The organism is Dyella thiooxydans, assembly GCF_001641285.1.
Lineage (GTDB): Bacteria > Pseudomonadota > Gammaproteobacteria > Xanthomonadales > Rhodanobacteraceae > Dyella_A > Dyella_A thiooxydans.
Window position 1 is genome coordinate 1,023,648 of record NZ_CP014841.1, and the last position, 18,549, is coordinate 1,042,196.

General features: G+C 66.7%; 16 protein-coding genes. 8 read left to right on the plus strand and 8 right to left on the minus strand.

The window, feature by feature from the left end; genetic code table 11:
• Nucleotides 1–89: 89 nt before the first annotated feature.
• The 7 genes from ATSB10_RS04770 (at nucleotide 90) to ATSB10_RS04800 (ending at nucleotide 6,680) form a co-directional block, all read left to right on the plus strand.
• Nucleotides 90–2,063: a pyridoxal phosphate-dependent decarboxylase family protein gene (locus tag ATSB10_RS04770; protein ID WP_063670911.1), complete on the plus strand. Its 1,974-nt coding sequence runs from the start codon at nucleotides 90–92 to the stop codon at nucleotides 2,061–2,063.
• Nucleotides 2,064–2,383: 320 nt separating this feature from the next.
• Entirely contained in the window at nucleotides 2,384–2,869 is a 486-nt protein-coding gene (locus tag ATSB10_RS04775) for a hypothetical protein (RefSeq protein ID WP_063670913.1), read from the plus strand.
• 347 nt (nucleotides 2,870–3,216) lie between these two features.
• Nucleotides 3,217–3,777, plus strand: coding sequence for a sigma-70 family RNA polymerase sigma factor (locus ATSB10_RS04780; RefSeq protein ID WP_063670915.1), 561 nt, complete (start codon nucleotides 3,217–3,219; stop codon nucleotides 3,775–3,777).
• Nucleotides 3,774–4,559, plus strand: coding sequence for an anti-sigma factor (locus tag ATSB10_RS04785; RefSeq protein ID WP_063670917.1), 786 nt, complete (start codon nucleotides 3,774–3,776; stop codon nucleotides 4,557–4,559). Before ATSB10_RS04780 ends, ATSB10_RS04785 begins: the two co-directional genes overlap by 4 nt.
• A gap of 206 nt (nucleotides 4,560–4,765) precedes the next feature.
• Nucleotides 4,766–5,155, plus strand: coding sequence for a COG4315 family predicted lipoprotein (locus ATSB10_RS04790; RefSeq protein ID WP_063670919.1), 390 nt, complete (start codon nucleotides 4,766–4,768; stop codon nucleotides 5,153–5,155).
• An 87-nt stretch (nucleotides 5,156–5,242) separates the two neighbouring features.
• A complete protein-coding gene (locus tag ATSB10_RS04795) occupies nucleotides 5,243–6,151 on the plus strand; it encodes a DUF3034 family protein (RefSeq protein WP_063670921.1) in 909 nt (302 codons plus the stop codon).
• Between the two features lie 28 nt (nucleotides 6,152–6,179).
• A complete protein-coding gene (locus ATSB10_RS04800) occupies nucleotides 6,180–6,680 on the plus strand; it encodes a group I truncated hemoglobin (protein ID WP_063670923.1) in 501 nt (166 codons plus the stop codon).
• 136 nt (nucleotides 6,681–6,816) lie between these two features.
• Here ATSB10_RS04800 and ATSB10_RS04805 read toward each other — a convergent pair whose 3' ends face one another.
• The 8 genes from ATSB10_RS04805 to xylB all read right to left on the minus strand — a co-directional run bounded on the left by ATSB10_RS04805 (nucleotide 6,817) and on the right by xylB (nucleotide 16,964).
• Nucleotides 6,817–7,326 carry a DUF2127 domain-containing protein gene (locus tag ATSB10_RS04805; RefSeq protein WP_063670925.1) on the minus strand — a complete coding sequence of 170 codons (510 nt, stop codon included), beginning with the start codon at nucleotides 7,324–7,326 and terminating at the stop codon, nucleotides 6,817–6,819.
• Between the two features lie 70 nt (nucleotides 7,327–7,396).
• On the minus strand, nucleotides 7,397–7,855 hold the full coding sequence (locus ATSB10_RS04810; protein ID WP_063670927.1) for a hypothetical protein: 459 nt from the start codon (nucleotides 7,853–7,855) through the stop codon (nucleotides 7,397–7,399).
• A gap of 352 nt (nucleotides 7,856–8,207) precedes the next feature.
• Nucleotides 8,208–10,631 (minus strand): glycoside hydrolase family 31 protein, encoded by a 2,424-nt coding sequence (locus tag ATSB10_RS04815; protein ID WP_063670929.1) that lies wholly within the window; start codon nucleotides 10,629–10,631, stop codon nucleotides 8,208–8,210.
• A 438-nt stretch (nucleotides 10,632–11,069) separates the two neighbouring features.
• Nucleotides 11,070–11,843 (minus strand): polysaccharide deacetylase family protein, encoded by a 774-nt coding sequence (locus tag ATSB10_RS04820; protein ID WP_063670931.1) that lies wholly within the window; start codon nucleotides 11,841–11,843, stop codon nucleotides 11,070–11,072.
• Between the two features lie 313 nt (nucleotides 11,844–12,156).
• Nucleotides 12,157–12,450: a hypothetical protein gene (locus tag ATSB10_RS04825; protein WP_157469079.1), complete on the minus strand. Its 294-nt coding sequence runs from the start codon at nucleotides 12,448–12,450 to the stop codon at nucleotides 12,157–12,159.
• A 157-nt stretch (nucleotides 12,451–12,607) separates the two neighbouring features.
• Nucleotides 12,608–14,035 carry a sugar porter family MFS transporter gene (locus tag ATSB10_RS04830; RefSeq protein ID WP_063670935.1) on the minus strand — a complete coding sequence of 476 codons (1,428 nt, stop codon included), beginning with the start codon at nucleotides 14,033–14,035 and terminating at the stop codon, nucleotides 12,608–12,610.
• Nucleotides 14,036–14,084: 49 nt separating this feature from the next.
• The gene (gene xylA, locus ATSB10_RS04835) at nucleotides 14,085–15,425 is read right to left on the minus strand and encodes a xylose isomerase (protein WP_063670937.1); all 1,341 of its coding nucleotides are present in this window, start codon (nucleotides 15,423–15,425) and stop codon (nucleotides 14,085–14,087) included.
• A gap of 39 nt (nucleotides 15,426–15,464) precedes the next feature.
• On the minus strand, nucleotides 15,465–16,964 hold the full coding sequence (xylB, locus tag ATSB10_RS04840; RefSeq protein ID WP_063670939.1) for a xylulokinase: 1,500 nt from the start codon (nucleotides 16,962–16,964) through the stop codon (nucleotides 15,465–15,467).
• A 305-nt stretch (nucleotides 16,965–17,269) separates the two neighbouring features.
• Between xylB and ATSB10_RS04845 the strand changes: the two genes are divergently transcribed.
• Entirely contained in the window at nucleotides 17,270–18,496 is a 1,227-nt protein-coding gene (locus ATSB10_RS04845) for a XylR family transcriptional regulator (protein ID WP_063670941.1), read from the plus strand.
• Nucleotides 18,497–18,549 lie beyond the last annotated feature (53 nt).

The following is an 18,549-nucleotide window of genomic DNA, read 5'->3' on the forward strand; positions in this document are numbered from 1 at the left end:
TGCGCCGATGCTTCATTCATCCGCCAACACCAGCACCGATGTCACACCCCGCCCCTGGTGCCGCCACCCGCGGCGCATGGACAGTTCCCATGAATGCTTCGCCCCTCCCCGCGAACGAACCGCGCGACCACACGCTGGATGCCTGCTTCCTCGGCCCCTATGGCGAGAACGACGCCCTGCTGGAAAAGCTGCTGGTGGAGTTTCTGCGCGACCATGTGTACTGGCGACGCAACTTCCATCCGGAGGATCCGCCGGCCATCGGCACCGCCGCCGCGCGGCATCCCGACTACCTCGCCTTCGAGTCGCGCATGCGGCGCGAGCTGCACCTGCTCTCCGCGCAGCTGAAGAAATCGGTGCCGTTCCATAGCCCGCGCTACATCGGCCACATGGCCAGCGACCTGCTGCTGCCCGGGCTTGCCGCGCAGATGCTCACCCTGCCCTACAACCCCAACAACGTCAGCGAGGATGCCGCGCCGGTCACCGTCGACATGGAGGTGCAGGCCGGCCTGCAGCTGGCGCGCATGCTGGGCTATCCGCACGACCCCGCGCAGCCGGCTTGCGCCTTCGGCCACCTCACCTCCGGTGGCACGCTGGCCAATTACCAGGCGCTGCGTCTCGCGCTGGCGCTCAAGGCCTTCCCGGTGGCCCTGCGCGCGGCGCAGGTGCCCGATCTCGAGCTGCCCGGGGACGACTGGACCGCGTTCAACCTGCCGCAGGCCGAGGGCATCGCCCTGCTGGAGACTTGGCAAGGCTGGCTGGCCGCGCAAGCACCCGTCGAGCGCAGGCGCTGGATCGCGCGGGTGGAACGCGAGCGCATCGAGCAACGCGGCCTGGTGGATTTCTTCGCCACGCACCCCGGTCTCCATGTCCCCAAGGTGCTGGTGCCGATCACCGCCCACTACTCGTGGAGCAAGGGAGCGAAACTGCTGGGGCTGGGCCGTGACCAGCTCGAACTCGTGCCCACCACCGGCATGCGGCTGGATGCCGACGCGCTGCGCGACACCCTGGCCCGCTTTGCCCGCGAGCGGCAGAGCGTGTTGATGGCGGTGGCGGTGCTGGGTGGTACCGAGTACGGCACCATCGACCCGATCGACGCCGTGCTCGCCGCGCGCGAGGAGAGCCGCCGTGCCGGGCTGGATTTCGCCGTGCACGTGGACGCCGCCTGGGGCGGTTACCTCGCCACCCTGTTCCGCCGTGAGGACGGCTCGCTGCGCAACCGCGAGGAAGTGGCGGCCGACTACGTGGCCTTCCCTTCGCCCGCCGTGCACGCCGCCTTCGCCGCGCTGGGCGATACCGACTCCATCACGGTCGACCCGCACAAGCTCGGCTACCTGCCCTACGGCAGCGGTGCCTTCGTCTGCCGCGACCACCGCGCGATGGCGCTTCTGGCCGAGCGCGCCGACTACGTATTCCACGGCGAGGCGACCGGCGACTACCTCACGCGCTATCGCAGCCTGGGCCAGTACATCCCGGAGGGCTCCAAATCCGGCGCCGCGGCCGCCGCGGTGTACGTCATGCACAAGGTGCTGCCGCTCGACCACACCCAGTTCGGCCGCCTGCCGCGCGCCACGGTACGCGCCGCCGAGGCCTTCTGCGCTGGCGCCAGTCGGCTGGCACTGGAGCTGGCCGGCTGCGCCCGCGTACTGGTGCCGTTCGCACCCGACAGCAACCTGGTGTGCCTGGCCCTGAATCCGACAGGCAACACGCGCGTGGACAGCGCCAACACCTTTCTGCGCGCACTACACGACGAACTGCGCATCGACCCGACGCATCCCCTGCAACTCAAGGAGTTCTTCGGCTCGGTGACCAGCCTGCGCCCGGATCTGCTGGGACCGGCGGAGACCGCACGCATCCTCGACGCGCTCGGGCTCGATCCCGTCACGCTGGGCGACGACGGAGCCGACCGCCTGCTGATCCTGCGCCACACCCTGATGAACCCCTACCTGATCGACCGCGAAAACGGCATCAGCTACATCGAGCGCTATTTCGACTTCCTCGCCCAGCGCGTGCGTGTGCTGGCCAGGGGAGCGTCGGGGCATCCGAGCGCAGCGACCGGCGGCTAACCGGTTGCTGTGCACTTCGACCCTTCCGCAGCTGCGATAACCCCTGCCGACCCGCGGGTGTGCCGAATCTTGTCGACCTCGCCGAGGCCATTTCTCCCGTAGCCGGCATATATCAACGGGATCTGCAGGTTCCGCTTCATCCTGTCGGCCGGGTACTTCCACGGCTTCTCCGGCCTGCCGCTGCTTGCGGCAGCGGCGGCATCACCTGAATCCGGGCGGGCGTTCTTCACGCCACTTACGGCGGGCCGCTGTCACGATCGGCGGGTGATGGGCGGTCATCGGGATTGCCTGCCTTTCGAGCGCATCCGTGGAGGATAGCCATGCACTCATCCATCATCGCCGAGTTCGATCAGCAGTGGCTCGCCGCCGCGGCGGCTGACCGGCTCGCTTCCTGTGGTGTGGCACTCGACCACCTGTTCCTTGAACTGGACGAGCGCGGCATGTACCCGGCCGCCAGTTCGCACGCGCCCACCACGGTCGTGCGCGAGCGCCTGGACACGCCGGCCTATCCCGGCACAGCCAGGCGCGCGTCCGGCGTGCGCATGACCGATGCCGTGCGGGATCCCGCGCTGCAGGGGCGTACCCGGCTGTTCGTCGCCCTGCCCTGCGACCTCGACGAGGACGCGCTGCGTGGGATGTTGCTTGCTTCCGGCGCCGGGCATGTATGCACCAGCGACGAGGACGCGCCGCGCCCCAACCCGGCCATGTCGCCCACGGTCGACGTGGTGGACCCGGAGGATGTCGAACGTGCCCGTGCCGCTGCGCGGGGCGGGTTGGGTCTGGACGATCGGTTGAGCCGCCACTGATTGCCCCCGCTTGCCGCTTTTCCACCATTCGAGTGCAAAGAGCCAGCGCAGCACGCGCCCGATTTCATCTCTGATCGGGAGCGGGTCTCTGCCCCCGATAACACGGGCTGATCCCCCTGCCCTATGCGGGCTCAGGGTTCCTCCACTAAGCAAAAAACGCGTCGACTGATCGTGCTACGCATGCCGAAATGTCGTGTCTGTCCGGCAAGCACCTCATCCAAATCAGCGTTGGGGACGTAAGCCTCGAGCCCTAGGCACCACGTATATGTCTGAACCAGCTTCGGCTGCCTGGCTCAGCTTGATTTGCGTCGTGCCTGAGTCGATCGCCCCCAGATGGATACCCGCTGATGCTGCCCAACCGTACGCCCGAGCAGACCCTGCTTGGCGAATTGCTCGCGAAGACCGCCGACGCCGATCAGGCGGCATTCGCAGAGCTTTACCGGCTCGCCTCTCCCCGGCTCTTCGGCGTTTGTGTCCGCATGCTGCGCGAGCGCGAAGAGGCCGAGGAAGTGCTGCAGGAGGCGTGGGTGACGGTGTGGCATCGCGCCTCCTCGTTCGACCCGGCCAAGGCGAGCGCGGGAACGTGGCTTGGCACCCTGTTCCGCAACAAGGCCATCGACCGGCTGCGGCAGCGCCGGGAGCAGTTGCTCGAAGATCCGGAGTTGGTGGACCACCTCGAGGACGATGACCCCAATCCGGCGGACGGCGCGGAACAGACGCAGGAGTACCTTCGCCTCCGCAAGTGCCTTCACCAGCTCCAGCCGCAGCAGCGGCGCGCGGTGCGTGAAGCCTTTTTCTCCGGCGTCACGTACAACGAGTTGGCAGCGCGCAGCCAGGTGCCCCTCGGCACCATGAAAAGCTGGATCCGTCGCAGCCTGTTGCAGCTCCGCACGTGCCTTGACCTATGAACACACCGACCGACGATAGCAACTCACAGCTGCGCTACGCCGAATACGTGCTCGGCGTGCTGGACGCCGACGCCCGTGCCGAGGTGGAGCGGGACATGGCTTCCAGCGATGCGATCGCCACCGCCGTAGCACTCTGGCAGCGCCGGCTGCTGCCCCTCATTGCCGAGAGCGCGCCTGTCGATCCGCCCGAGTACGTGTGGCATCGCATCCGCCAGCAGCTGGCGCTGGAGCCGTCTTCAATGGTGGCCCGCCGCGCCACGCCCGAGGCCGTCCGTCCCCGCTGGTGGAACAATCTGCGCTTCTGGCAAGGGCTCGGGTTGGGCGCGAGCGTGCTGGCCGCGGCCTGCCTCGTCCTGCTGCTGGCGGGCCCGAGGCCATCCGGAACGACGCCGTCCTATCTCGCCTCCTCCATCACCCAGGGCGACGGCCAGGTGGGCTGGACGGCGACGGTGGATCTGGACCACCACCGCGTCGTCATCGTGCCGACGCGACCGCAGGCGATCGCGAAGGATCGCGCCCCGGAGCTTTGGCTGATTCCCGAAGGGCAGCGCCCGATCGCCGTGGGCATGATCGGTGGCGACGCACCGGTCACGCTGTCGCTGGCCCCGCGGCTGCTGGCGAGCTTTGGTCCGGGTGCGGCGCTTGCGGTGTCGGTGGAGCCGCCAGGTGGATCGCCGACCGGGCAGCCGACCGGGCCGGTGATCGCCAAGGGCCTGCTCGATACCTCCGGTGGGGCGATCCAGGCGCCCCTCGCGAACCCCAGGCACCCGCTCGATTCCTGAGTGCGGCGCCGTGGGCTTGTCCGAACCCCGCCGGGTCTCGCCGACGGCGCATCAGGGCATCCCTCATTTCGCTATTGCCAAGCGCCGTGTCGTCCCTCGCGTCGGCGCACCGGCGCGACGGAATAGCGGCTTGTCCGCATCCCGGCGTCCACGGGTCTCGTAGCTGCTAAAGCAGGCCTCTGCCTGCCTACATCAGGAGACAGTGGATGAACGCCCGGATCTGGATCACTGGCGCGCTGTGGTGCGCGCTGTGCACCTGCGCCTCGCTGGCGGTCGCGCAGACCGCAACGGCACCGCATGCCGACGCCTCGCACCGGCTGGTCAGCGCCGACGGCCTGACGCTCTATACCTACGACCGCGACGGCCGGGGCGGACCCAGTCGCTGCGAAGGCGTCTGTGCCCGCCTGTGGCCGCCGTTCCTCGCCACCGCCGATGCCAAGCCGCCGGAGGGCTACGGTGTCATCGTGCGTGCCGACGGCGCGCGGCAGTGGACCTGGCGCGGCCATCCGCTCTACCGATACGCCGGCGACACGGCAACGGGCAGCACGCTCGGTGATGGGATCAATGGCACCTGGCATGTCGCTCGTCATCCGTGAATCAAAGTCGTTTGCATCCCTCGGCGTTTTCGTCTCGTACCGGCCGGTAGGGGCGCGGTTGTCGCGCCTTCGACGGAGAACACGACGATGCATCCATATCGAAGGAACACCCGATGGCTGGCCGGCGCCCTGCTGCTGGCCGGTGGTCTCATCTCGCTTCCGGCACTCGCCGGCGACAGCGACGCCTCACCGGCCAACATCAGCGGCAAGCTGCTGCTCACCGGCGGCGTCTCGCAGATCGAGGGCGCTGCCGGCGGCGGCCTGACCCCCTGGGCGGTGATCGGCGGATACGGCACGCAGGACCAGATCGGCGCCAACGCGTTCTACACCCGCGTCAACGTGCAGGACTACCACCTGGACGACGCCGGCGCGCTGGTCGGCATCGACAACCGGGTCGAGTTCTCGGTGGCGCAGCAGCGCTTCAATACCGAGGACGTCGGCGCCGCGCTGGGCCTCGGTCGCGGGTTCACCTTCCGCCAGAACGTGGTCGGGGTGAAGGTCCGGCTGTTCGGCGATGCCGTGCTGGAGCAGGACTCCTGGGTGCCGCAGGTCTCGGTCGGCGCGCAGTACAAGAAGAACAACCAGGGTGCGATCCTGCATGCGATCGGCGCGAAGAGCGACCACGGCATCGACTACTACGTCAGCGCGACCAAGCTGTACCTGTCGCAGAGCGTGCTGGTGAACGCCACGCTGCGTTTCACCAAGGCCAACCAGATCGGCATCCTCGGCTTCGGCGGCGACCGGCACGACAGCTACCAGGCGGAGTTCGAGGGGTCGCTGGCGTACCTGCTCAGCCGCAACTGGGCGGTCGGCGCGGAGTACCGGCAGAAGCCGGACAACCTGGGCATCGCACACGAAAACGACTGGTACGACGCCTTCGTGGCGTGGGCACCGACCAAGAACGTCTCCGTGACCCTCGCCTACGCGCATCTCGGCAACGTCGTCATCAAGGACAACCAGCGCGGCTTGTATGCCTCCGTGCAGGTCGGTTTCTGACCCCCAACCATCTTCGAGGATTCCGACCATGTACAAGATCATGATCTCCACCCTGCTGCTGGCCGCCGGCCTGTGCATCGGCGGCCTGGCCGCGGCGCAGGACGCGATGCCGGCCGCCCGGCCCGCGGCGAATGCGGACGCCTACCCGTCGGCACCGCGCGACCCGGCGCTCAAGCCGGTGTTCGAGCAGTTCGGCGGCAAGCCCGGCCTGGTCGCGCTGATGAACGACTTCATGGACAACCTGGTGGCCGATCCGGTCACCCGCCCCTACTTCGAGAACGCCGATCGCGATCACATCAAGGCGGAACTGGTGGACCAGTTCTGCGTGATTCTCGACGGGCCGTGCACCTATACCGGCAAAGACATGGCCTCGGCCCACCGCGGCATGGATGTCAATCGGGCCGCGTTCAACGCCCTCGTGCAGGATCTGCAGAGCGCGATGAACAAGCACGACATCCCTTTCCGCGCGCAGAACAAGCTGCTGGCGAAGCTCGCACCGATGCACCGGCAGATCGTCACCAAGCTATGACGTAGTGGTCATCCGTGAGCGTCGCGGGCGAAGCCACGGCGCTCACGGATATGGCATCGAATCGGATATTGCCGAGGGAACCTCCGTCCCCAAATGTCATACCCCCGATAACGCACCCTGATCACTCCAATTTGGATCAGCTTCGTCCAAGACAAAGATTGGCCGAGCCAGGCGAGCGCAGCTTGGCGTACTCCACGGCGGTGAGAGCGATGATCAGCAGATCAAACAGCGTCAGCGCGAGATAGCCGGCCGACAGGCCCGTCACGGCCATGTGGTACAGCTGGTAGGCCGCAAACAGCGCGGTCAGCGCGATCAGTCCCGGGTAGGCCCACAGTCGGCCGCGCACGATCCCCACCAGCACGATCAGCTTCGCCACGCCGTGCGAAAGCAGGTACGCGGCCGCGAACAGCATGGCGTGCTGCCTGAGGTGGGCCACCCAGTGCAGGACGTGCACGGCGAGAAAATCGCGAGGATCCTCGCGCAGCTCGGGTGCCACGATGGCGGCCACCCTGTCCTTCAGCCATTGTGGATCGATCAGCAGCAGCCACAAGCAACCTGCCACCTCTCCCAGGGCATCGGCGGCCTTGAGCACGAGAGCGATGGCGAACAGCTTGTCGGTTGTCGTCAGTGTGGACAGATATCGCATGCGCTTTTCGTCGGTCCGTTACCGAAGAGCCCGGCCGGGGCCGGGCTCTTCTCGAACCGAACCGCAAGGCTCAGTCACCATCATCATCGTCGTCGTCGCGCGATCCGTAAGGTGCACCGTAGACGATGGTCCGCGTGACCACCGGCGCCTCCCGATAGATCACCCGACGACGATAGACCACCCTTGGCGGCGCTTCGTAGTAACGGGGTGCCGGAGCCACGGCATTGTCGATGAGGCCTTCCACTGCACCGGACACGAGCGCACCCGCTATCCAGCGGCCACCATCCCTGTCGTCGTCATGCCGCCACCGGTCGCCACCGCGATGCCAATCGCCGCGATCACGGTGCCAGTCATCGCGATCACCGTGCCAGTCGTCGCGATCGCCATGCCGGTCATCATGGTGCCATTCGTGCCGATACCGGTCCCCATGATCCCAATGATCATGGGCCGATGCGCCCAACGGCACGGCGCAAAGGGTCGCAACAACCATTGCGATCAACATTTTGTTTGCAGCCAGGCGCTTGACCATGACCCACCTCCGTCGACTCTGTATCGATGTCCGGCTTGTGTGCGTCGTGCGATCGGAGGATCCAGCCGGTCGATCCACCGCATCGAGCGAACGATCGACATCACCCATCGTTTCGACTCGCATGGTTCATGGATACGTCCGGATCCTTATGGACCACTTAGCTGCGTGCTGACCGGCCATCCCCGTACAGCTGGCAGTTACCGTAATGACGGGCGCGCAGCCTTTGCGTGTCGAGCGAATCCGCATCACGTGCTGCCGCTAGCCATGGCCTCTCCGGTGCTGGCGCGCCGGGATGGCCGGATGCGCGTTCTCGAGGGGGCTCGGAGTGCAGCTCGGATCTGTGGGTGCCGCGTCAGTTGGAAGGTGTGGCAGGCGCATCGCCTACGACGGACACGACGGCCGAATCCGGCCCGCTCCATGCCGGTGCCCCCTCATGCCGCAGTCGATGGGCGGCATCGTCCCAGATCAGCCGGGTGAGCGAGTATTTGCCCTGCTCGTAGTTGTAGGACGTCCCGTCGTCACGGAAAAGCGTGAAGCTGCCATCCGCTCCCGGGTACACCCTGACCGACACGATCTTCTGCGTTTGCTGGACACCACCTTCGTCCGAGCCCATCGGCACGATGCTCCCTGCTTTCACGAACAGCGGCAGCGTATCGATGGGTGCATCCACGTCGACCGTCTGCCCGCCGTGCAGGCGCTGGTTCGTCCAGTAGTTGTACCAGTCGCAGCCTGCCGGCAGATACACCGTGCGGTGGGTGGCGCCTTGCTCGGTAACCGGAGCGACCAGGAACGCGGGACCGTACATGTATTCGTCGGGGATGTTAGCCACGTTCGGATCGCCCGGAAAATCCATGAACAGCGCACGCATGTACGGCGCGCCCGTCCGGTAGCTGCGATAGGCCGCCGAATACGTGTATGGCAATAGCCGGTAGCGCAGCTTCAGGTATTTCGCCAGGATCGGTTCGGCCTGTTTGCCGTAGGACCACACTTCGTTGTGGTTTCTTTCGCCGTGCGCACGCATCACCGGCTGAAAGGCACCCCATTCGAACCAGCGCACGAACAGCTCGGGATAGTCTTCGTAGTTTCCGATCGTGTCGCGCACGTCGGAGCCGTCGATCAAGGGTTTGTGCGCCGCGTGGTAGTCGGCGGGAATCAGGGGCGAGAAAAAGCCCGCGATGTCCGTGTCCCAGTACGGCAACCCCGTCGCGGTGAAATTGAGCCCCGCCGGAATGGATCGCTTGAGCATGTCCCAGGTCGCGAAAATATCGCTGGACCAGAAGACCGTGCCGTTGCGCTGCGCGCCGAGGTAGGCCGCACGCGCGAGAATCATCACCCTTCGGCTGTTGCCGAAATCGCGCCGGAATCCGTCGTACACAGCGGCGGTATGAAACAGCGGATACACGTTGTAGAAGCGTCTGCCCGAGCCGATCCAGAACACGTCCTTTGCCGGGTCGATGTCCGGTTCCGTTTCATCGAGCCACAGGTAGTCGAAGCCATACGGCTTGATGTAGCGATCGCGGATTTCCTGCCAGAACCACTTTGCCGCGGCCGGATTCGTGGTGTCGATGTTCGGTCCGATGACCGCCTTGAAGCCGCCCGGATCCGGCACGCCATCCGGCGTATGCACCAGCCAGCCTTTGCTGGCGAGCATGTCGTAGAACTTCGACCCCTTCGAGAAGTGCGGCCATACGCTCAGCAGCGTGCCCACACCCATCGCATGCAGGTGCCGGTTCATGGCGGCGGGATCCGGCCAACGCGTCGGATCCAGGTCCAGGTTTCCCTGCCTGGTCATGTTGAGAAAATCGACCACCATCACGCCCAGCGGCAGGTGCTTCCGGCGGTACTCGTCGGCAACGGCCAGGAGCTGCTCCTGCGTCGGGTAGATCGCCTTGCTCTGGATGTAGCCGTAGACCTGCCGGGGCAGCAGATGCGTCACGCCCGTCAGCCGACGATAACCTTGGTAGATCTCGTCGGCGCTGCTTCCCGCAATGACGAAATAGGAGACGCGATCGCCCACGTCCGATGACCAGACGTTCTGGCCGTTGAAGCCGAGCCGTATGGTGGTCTTCGAAGGGTTGTCCCAGACCAGGCCGTAGCCCAGGCTCGACACCATGAAGGGAACGCAGACGCTCTCGCCACCCAGCGCGGAATAGTCGTGCCAGCAATGGACCTCGTGATCGCGCAGGTCCATCCACCCCTTCTGCTGCTGTCCGAGCCCGTAGTAATGCTCGTTGGCGGGCGATTCGAAGGTGGCGCCGACAAGGAAGCTTTTTGTGCCTGCATCCGACTGCGTCGCCTCGGGCACCATCGTCCATGTGCGCATGCGCAGCAGCGTCTTGCCTGCGGCGTCGGTGATCCGCAGCGCGTCGTTGAAGGTGTTCGGATCCTTCCACCCCCCGAAGTACTTCTCGCGCAGCTGGCGGTTCAGCGCGTCCAGGGGCATGCGCTGGGGGAGTTCGTCAGGCGCAAGCTTCCCGGGCGCCACCCGTACCACCATCTTCTCCGAACGGAACACGTCGCCGCCTGCTGCGTCGCGCGTATGCGTCCACCCCTTGGCCGAGGGTTCGGCCTCGAATCCGTATCCGGGCGGATGCATCACGGCCGCGCGATCGACGCCGAACGTCACCCGCAGAATGTTTGGCGCGTAGGGCTCGAGTGAAATGGTCCGCCCGTCCCGCTGCAGCACGAGTGGTGCATCCTGCGCCGCTGCCGCGACGTTCAACGACGCACCCAGAAGCAACGCACAAAGTCCGTACGAAAACAGGTTATGCATCATGCGATGTCGCGCTCCCGATCATGCTGCCGATGCCGTTTCGGAAATCCGCCAGGCGGGACCTTCCCATCGCTCTTCCATCGCCGATGTCCGTCCCGCACCCCCGCGGTGATGCCTCGCAATTCACCGTCGCCGACCGCATTCTGTCACCCCTGGCAGGGTCTTCCTTCTCATCTTCGCGACCTGACGAATAATCGCAATTCGGGTTGGCCAATATCGCAACGAATCACCAGGCGGGATCAGCGCGCGCAAGACCAGGAACTGCGATGGGCACCCGCGGTGCAAGGCAAGCGACGCACGCTGTGGGACAGCTTGAATGCGCCACCCGGTCATACCCGTGCCGACACCCCATGCACCGGGCCGTGATGGTCGATCGACCCTGCCCCCGAAGCCTGCTTCGCGGGATCCCCGCGAACCCGGAAGCTCATGCCGGGCCGGTCGTCAATGATCCGGATGGCTGGTGGCGTAATCCATCACGGTCGAGAACGGCGCCACCCAGATCGTGTCGGAATGGGCTTTGAGATAGGCAAGAAGCTGAGCATGGGCTTGCGCGGACACGGCGAGGTAATCGCCGCCCACACCGTGGAAACCCAGCACGATCATCCCGCCCCTGCGCTCGACATCCTTGACGGCGGCAATCAGATCGGCGCCCGTTGCGTTCGAGGGGAAAAAGCGGGCCGGCACATCCATCGGATCGAAAGGACGTTCCGACGGGTCTGCCGAGCGGGTGTAACGGACCAGTCCGCTCGCGCGCAGCGCCGGAAGATAGTCGATGCCTCCGGCCAGATGCTGGCCACAGGGTGTGGCATAGCTGTGCTGCGGCCTGCCGTCGATCGCCGTCAGCATCGTGTTCATCGTGCGGATCTCCGTCAGCATGGTGTCGACATCGGAGGCTTCGCTGGTGTCGATGCTTTTTGCCGGTGGATAGTTGGCCTGCGGACAGGCATGGCGAATGGTGTGGTTGCCGAGCTCGTGCCCTTCGGCCGCGGCAGACCGCCAGCGCGAAACCTGCTCCGGCCCGATCTTGCTGCCGATCAGGAAGAATGTTCCCTTGAGGCCAACGGCGTCGAGCGCCGGAATCGCGATGTCCAGCTGTGAGACGAGTGCATCGTCATAGGTCAGCACCACGGCTGCCCGCCTGCCGTCTGGCCATGTCCCGGCCACGGCCTGGGTAGCCATCATGGTGAAGATCAAAAAGACCAGTCCGATCCGCATCACTGTCCTCCACTCCATGGCGCCCGTTTGCGCCCTACTCTTCGCCCGGAAATCCACGCAGGGTGGGTGCGCGATTCACGACGGCCATTCCGGATGGGCCCGCCGTCGCCCCATCAGAGCGGCACCGGCGCAATCTCCCGACCAGCGTCATCCGCCTGCTGCCACGTTCACGTCGCCCGCTCTCCTGGAGGCCGGCGTGCAACCGGATACCCGCCCAGGCACCGATCACCCCGCCAACACCTGCGGCCACCGCACGGAAGGTGCCCCCTCCCGCTCCGGTCGACACGCAATGGGAGCCGTTCATCCACCACCGTCACGACGCGCGAAGGGTTTGCTCATGCTGGGTCGCTGCCATCGGAAAGAAGAAATATCTCGTCTCTCTCACGTGGCTTGACTCCGCAATCGGGTGAATGGCCTTGACCGTCACCGTGGGCTCGACGGAGGCCGCTCGAGAAAGCTGGGCATCGGCCATGACCGCGGCGATGGCCTCGGCCTTCGCGATCTCCTCGCTTGAGGCATCGATCCCTCGGGTAATGAAGAAACCCCGCAAACCGGGCTGCCCGGCGACCAGGAAATTCTCTCCCATCAGGAGCAAGGCATAGCTCAAGTCACGCCCCCCAGACGATGCGGAACGCAGCCGGCAGGAAGGCCGGTTACGCCGACTGCCCCGAAGCACCCCGGCACGGGCTGCCGTGCCCCGCCGGGCACCAGGAGCCCGGGCCGGAGGACGTGATGCACTCCTTTTGGCCCGCGCCCGCCCGCCATCACATCTGCTCCAATTCCCTGCCGCGCGTCTCCCTGACCCACAGAAGCACGAACACCGTCGACAACGCCGCGGCCACCGCGTAGATGGCATAGGTAGGCGCCAGCCCGATACCGGCCAGCAGCAACGGGAAGCTGATGGTGATGGCGAAGTTGGCGATCCATTGCGCGGCGCCGGACACGGCCAGGCTGGAACCGCGGATCTGGTTGGGGAACATCTCACCCAGCATCACCCACATCACCGGGCCCCACGACATGTTGAAGAACACCACGTAGACGTTGGCCGCCACCAGCGCGAGCGTGCCCATCGGTGGCGGCAACGCAAGCTTCCCTGCTGCATCGATGTGTGCCTGCGCGAACGCCCACACCACCAGCGCCAGCGACACCGTCATGCCCAGCGAGCCGATCCACAGCAGCGGCTTGCGACCGATGCGGTCCACCAGGCCCACGGTGACCAGGCAGGCCGCGATGCTCAGCGCGCCCGACACCACGTTGATCAGCAGCGCGTCGCTCTCGGAGAAGCCCACCGCCTGCCACAGCACGGCGCCGTAGTAGAACACCACGTTGATGCCCACCAGCTGCTGCAGCACCGCCAGCCCGATGCCGACCCACACGATCGGATGCATGCGCCGGGTGGTCTTGTCGACCAGGTCGGAAAGCTTGGGACGATGACGATCCTGCGCCAACGAGCCGCCGATCTCGGCGAGCTTCGTGCGCGCGGTCGCCTCGCCGTACAGCCGCACCAGCACCGCCTGCGCCTCCGCCTCGCGCTTGCGCATCACCAGGAAGCGCGGACTCTCCGGGATGAAGGTCAGCGAGACCAGGAACAGGCTTGAGGGCAGCACCTGCATCCAGAACATCCAGCGCCAGGCATCCAGCCCCAGCCACAGTGCCTCGGTGGACGCGCCCGCCGCTCGCGCCAGCAGGTAGTTGCTGAGGAAGGCGCAGAACAGACCGCTGATGATCGCCACCTGCTGCATGGTGGCCAGGCGCCCGCGATAGCGCGCCGGAGCCACCTCGGCGATGTACGCCGGAGCGATCACGCTGGCGGCGCCCACCGCGAAACCACCGGCCAGGCGAGCCGCCACGAAGAACACCACGCTGGGCGCGGCGCCGGCTCCCAAGGCCGACAGCAGGAACAGGATCGCCGCGGCGATCAGCACCGTGCGCCGCCCCTGGTAGTCGGCCGCGCGTCCGGCGAAGAACGCGCCGATGGCGCAGCCCAGCAGCATCGAGGCGACTTCGAAGCCGATGCCGGCCGCGGTTGAATGGAAGGCCTGCTTCAGCCCGTCCACCGTGCCGTTGATCACGCCGCTGTCGAAGCCGAACAGGAAGCCACCCAGGGTGGCCACGCAACTGATCTGGACGATCAGCCGCGTGTTTTCCGACTGTTCGAGCGAACCGCCGGTATCGAATGTCGCGCTGTGCATTTCCACGATCGGATCTCCCCTCGCCTGTTCCGTTGCAGCGCCGACTTGCCTACACCCGCACCAGGTACTGGTTGACGAGGTTCTCATAGCGCTCCTGCTTGCCGCTGCGCTGCGTGGGCTCGCCACGCGCCATGGCATGCGCGCGCAGATCATCCAGGCTCAACTTGCCATCGGCAAACGCGCGGCCGGTGCCGGCTTCGAAGCTGGCGTAGCGTTCGGCACGCCACTGCTCCAGCGGCGACTGCGTGAGCAGCGCGTGCGCCACTTCCAGGCCTCGCGCGAACGCGTCCATGCCGCCGATATGGGCCATGAAGAGGTCTTCGGCATCGGTCGACTCGCGCCGCACCTTGGCGTCGAAGTTGAGGCCGCCCGGGGCCAGCCCGCCCTGGCGCAGCACCACCAGCATCGCCCCCACCGTGTCGTACAGGTCGCTGGGAAACTGGTCGGTATCCCAGCCGTTCTGGGCATTGCCGCGGTTGGCGTCGATGCTGCCGAGCAGGCCGTGGTCGGAGGCCACCTGCAGGTCGTGCTCGAAGGTGTGCCCGGCCAGCGTGGCGTGGTTCGCCTCGATGTTGAGCTTGAAGTCCCGCTCCAGGCCATGCGCCTTCAGGAAGCCCGCCACCGTCGAGGAATCGAAGTCGTACTGGTGCTTCATCGGCTCCATCGGCTTGGGCTCGATCAGGAAGTTGCCGGTGAAGCCGATGCTGCGGCCGTAGTCGCGCGCCATCGTCAGGAAGCGCGCGAAGTGGTCCAGCTCGCGCTTCATCTGCGTGTTGTGCAGCGAAGCGTAGCCTTCGCGGCCACCCCAGAACACGTAGTTGCCACCGCCCAGCTCCACCGTGGCCTCCAGCGCGGCCCTGATCTGCACGCCGGCACGGGCGACCACGTCGAAGTCCGGATTGGTCGCCGCACCGTTCATGTAGCGCGGGTGGCTGAACAGGTTGGCGGTGCCCCACAGCAGCTTCATGCCGGTGGCCTGCTGGCGCTCCTTGGCGAGCGCCACCATGTGCTTGAGGTTGCTTTCGTATACCGCCACGTCGTCGTCGTCGGGCGCCATGTCGATGTCGTGGAAGCAGTAGTACGGCACGCCCAGCTTGGTGAAGAACTCGAACGCCGCATCCATCTTCGCCTCGGCGCGGGCCAGCGGCGCGCCGGCCGCATCCCACGGAAAAACACGGGTGCCGGGGCCGAACGGATCGTGTCCGGCGTTGCAGAAGGTGTGCCAGTAGCACACCGCGAAGCGCAGGTGCTCGGCCATGGTCTTGTCGCCGATCTTGCGGTCCGCGTCGTAGTGCTTGAACGCCAGCGGGTTGTCGGACGCGACGCCCTCGTAGGGGATGCGGCCGATGCCGCTGAAGTATTCGCGCTTGCCGACGAAGGGAGTGTTCATGGGGTGCGATTCCTGTGCATGTGCATGGCTTGAGACGGATCAGCCGGAGACCGCATGGGCCTGCTGCAGAACGGTCAGTTGGTCGAGAAACTGCTGGTAGGGCTCGCGATACGCCTGCGCGCGACCGGCGTCCGGCCATGCGGCCCGCGACTCGTCCAGCACCACGTGTTCGCGCGCGATCTCCTCGATGCCCCCGGTGTCGCTGGCGTGATGCCGCCACGCCCACAGGGCCTGCAGGGCCGCGCCGAAGGCGGCCCCCTCGGTCTGGACGGGCATCTCCACCGGCAGGCCGAACACGTCGGCCACCATCTGCCGCCAGGGCGCACTGTTCGCCCCGCCGCCGGTCAGCCGGATCGCCTGGAATGCCAGTCCGGCGCGGCACAGGGCGTCCAGGCCTTGGCGCAGCGCGTAGGTCGCGCCCTCCATCGCCGCACGGTAAACATGGGCGCGGGTGAAGTTGCCCGGGCTCATGCCGTGCAGGCTGGCGCGCGCCGAAGGCAGGTCGGGGGTGCGTTCGCCGTTGAAGAACGGCAGCATCAGCAGGCCCTCGGCGCCGGGCGTCGTATCCTCGATCAGCCGGTCGCCCTCGCCCGCCTCGAGACCGAAGGCTTCGGCGACACCGCCGGTGGCCACCGTGCAGTTCATCGTGCAGATCAGCGGCAGGCCGCCACCGGTGGACGAGCAGAACGCCGCCCACAGGCCGTCGTCGTCGACCAGCGGGCGTTCGGTGCTGGCGAACAAGGTGCCGGAGGTGCCCAGGCTCACGCTGAGAATGCCGGGCGCCACGTTGCCGGTGCCGATCGCCGCCATCATGTTGTCGCCACCGCCGGCGGATACCCGCACCTCGTGCGACAGGCCCAGTGCGTCGGCGGTGGCTGGCGCGATCGGCGCGCTCAAATGCGCGTCGACCAATGGCGGCAAGCAGGCGGACAGGTCGCGGTCCGCGTCGGTGGCCGCGAGCATCGCGCCGGACCAGCGGCGCGTGCGCACGTCCAGCCAGCCCGTGCCCGAGGCGTCGCCGCATTCCATCCAGCGTTCGCCGGTGAGCCAGAAATTGATGTAGTCGTGCGGCAGCAGGATGCTGGCCAGCCGGCGGTAGACGTCGGGACGGTGCTTGCGCGTCCACGGCAGCTTGGATGCGGTGTAGCCGGCCAGGATCGGATTGCCCGCCAGCGCAATGCACTGCCGGTAGCCGCCCGCCGCAGCCATGATCTCCTCGCACTCGCGCCAGCTGCTGGTGTCGCACCACAGCTTGGCCGGGGCGAGCACCTCGCCTGCCGCATCCAGCGGAACGAAACCGTGCTGCTGGCCGGAAACCCCGATCGCCACGATGCGGTCGCGCACTGCGGCATCCAGGTCGGCGAAACATTGCGCTGCCGCGGTGATCCACCATGCCGGGTGCTGCTCGCGGCTGCCGTCGTGCCCCTCGTCCAGCGTGAGCGACTGCGCACGAATCGCGAGCGTGCGGCGATGCGCGGTGTCGTAGACCAGCAGCTTGACGCTCTGGGTACCGATGTCCAGGCCGGCGACGACGCTCATGACGCCTCCCGTCCCGGGGCGCCCACGCTTCCCGCGGGTGGCGCACTCGTCTTCGCAACCTTCAAGACACCTCACCCTTTCATGTGTCCGGATACAGGCCGGCAGGCATGCGCCGGCGCCGTCCAGGGCGGCGCGCAGGCCCGACCCCGGTTCGATGCTGCTTCCGGCATCGGAGGGCTGCAATTGCGAAATCCGTCATTGCGGCACGTCATTTTCCGTGCGGCATTGCCGCATGTGCCGCCAACCACCAACAGGTATCGTCGACGCCATCAAGTAGACGCCGTCTCGGCAGATCGTGGTATCGCATGCCATCACCTCACCGCATCGCCCTGCTGTTCAATGCGAACAAGGTCTACGACCGTCACGTGCTCACTGGCATCGGGAATTACCTGACGTCCACGCGGGTCGAGTGGGACCTGTTCATGGAGGAGGATTTCCGCAGCCGCACGGTGGGCATCCACCACTGGCGCGGCGACGGCATCATTGCCGACTTCGATGACCCGGTCGTCGGCGAGACCCTCTGCGGCATGCCGCTGCCGGTGGTCGCGGTCGGCGGCTCCTATGCCGATCCGGCGAACTATCCGGCCGGGATTCCCTACGTGGCCACGGACAACGCACGCCTCGTGCGGCTGGCCTACGACCACCTGATCGACCAGGGCCTGCAGCGCTTCGCCTTCTACGGGCTGCCGCCCACGCCGGGCAACCGCTGGGCGATGGAACGCGAGCAGGCGTTCCTCGACATGACCCGCGCCGATCATCTCGAAGGCCTGGTGTTCCGCGGCTCGCCCACCAGCGCGGGCGGCTGGGGCGTCGCCCAGGAAGCGATCGCGGACTGGGTGCGCGCCCTGCCCAAGCCGATCGGCATCATCGCGGTCACCGATGCACGCGCCCGTCATCTGCTGCAGGCCTGCATCGTGGCCGATGTCCCGGTGCCGGCCGAGATCGCCGTGGTGGGCATCGACAACGACCCGATGGCGCAGCTGCTCAGCCGCATCCCGCTGACTTCGGTGATCCAGGGCGCCGAGGAAATGGGGCACACCGCCGCCCGCCTGCTGCACCAGATGCTGCACGGCGGGTGTCTGCCCCAGCAACGGATCATCGTGCCGCCCAAGGGCATCAACGTGCAGGCCAGCAGCCGGCACGTGCCGATGAACAATCCGCATGTGATGCGCGCCCTTCACCACATCCGCCAGTACGCCTGCCTGGGTATCAAGACCGACCAGGTCGCCGATTACGTGGGCGTGTCGCGCACCCTGCTGGAAGAGCACTTCAAGCGCGAGCTCAAGTTGACCGTCCACCAGGCGATCCTGCAGCACAAGCTGCAGACCGCGCAGCAGATGCTCGCCGATGCCGCCGTGCCGCTGGCCGACGTGGCGGTGCGCAGCGGGTTCACCTCGCTGCAGTACATGTACGCGGTATTCCGTCGCGAACTGGGTTGCACGCCGCGCCAGTTTGCCGAAGCGGTCCAGGCCGGCGAAGCCGTTCCCGGCGTTGCGGAACCGCTGACCGTGCCAAAACGCGCAGCGCTGTAGCGACACACCATTCCGGCACCGGGGATGTGGCGCATCGTTTCGCCTCGCGGTCC

What these genes read in the sequence shown, in the direction of transcription:
- ATSB10_RS04775 (WP_063670913.1), top strand. Translation starts at nt 2,384, where the DNA reads ATGCACTCATCCATCATCGCCGAGTTCGATCAGCAGTGGCTCGCCGCC.
- ATSB10_RS04800 (WP_063670923.1), top strand. Translation starts at nt 6,180, where the DNA reads ATGTACAAGATCATGATCTCCACCCTGCTGCTGGCCGCCGGCCTGTGC.
- ATSB10_RS04805 (WP_063670925.1), bottom strand. Translation starts at nt 7,326, where the DNA reads ATGCGATATCTGTCCACACTGACGACAACCGACAAGCTGTTCGCCATC.
- ATSB10_RS04820 (WP_063670931.1), bottom strand. Translation starts at nt 11,843, where the DNA reads ATGCGGATCGGACTGGTCTTTTTGATCTTCACCATGATGGCTACCCAG.
- ATSB10_RS04785 (WP_063670917.1), top strand. Translation starts at nt 3,774, where the DNA reads ATGAACACACCGACCGACGATAGCAACTCACAGCTGCGCTACGCCGAA.
- ATSB10_RS04845 (WP_063670941.1), top strand. Translation starts at nt 17,270, where the DNA reads ATGCCATCACCTCACCGCATCGCCCTGCTGTTCAATGCGAACAAGGTC.
- ATSB10_RS04810 (WP_063670927.1), bottom strand. Translation starts at nt 7,855, where the DNA reads ATGGTCAAGCGCCTGGCTGCAAACAAAATGTTGATCGCAATGGTTGTT.
- xylA (WP_063670937.1), bottom strand. Translation starts at nt 15,425, where the DNA reads ATGAACACTCCCTTCGTCGGCAAGCGCGAATACTTCAGCGGCATCGGC.
- ATSB10_RS04780 (WP_063670915.1), top strand. Translation starts at nt 3,217, where the DNA reads ATGCTGCCCAACCGTACGCCCGAGCAGACCCTGCTTGGCGAATTGCTC.
- ATSB10_RS04830 (WP_063670935.1), bottom strand. Translation starts at nt 14,035, where the DNA reads ATGCACAGCGCGACATTCGATACCGGCGGTTCGCTCGAACAGTCGGAA.
- ATSB10_RS04790 (WP_063670919.1), top strand. Translation starts at nt 4,766, where the DNA reads ATGAACGCCCGGATCTGGATCACTGGCGCGCTGTGGTGCGCGCTGTGC.
- ATSB10_RS04815 (WP_063670929.1), bottom strand. Translation starts at nt 10,631, where the DNA reads ATGATGCATAACCTGTTTTCGTACGGACTTTGTGCGTTGCTTCTGGGT.
- ATSB10_RS04795 (WP_063670921.1), top strand. Translation starts at nt 5,243, where the DNA reads ATGCATCCATATCGAAGGAACACCCGATGGCTGGCCGGCGCCCTGCTG.
- ATSB10_RS04770 (WP_063670911.1), top strand. Translation starts at nt 90, where the DNA reads ATGAATGCTTCGCCCCTCCCCGCGAACGAACCGCGCGACCACACGCTG.
- xylB (WP_063670939.1), bottom strand. Translation starts at nt 16,964, where the DNA reads ATGAGCGTCGTCGCCGGCCTGGACATCGGTACCCAGAGCGTCAAGCTG.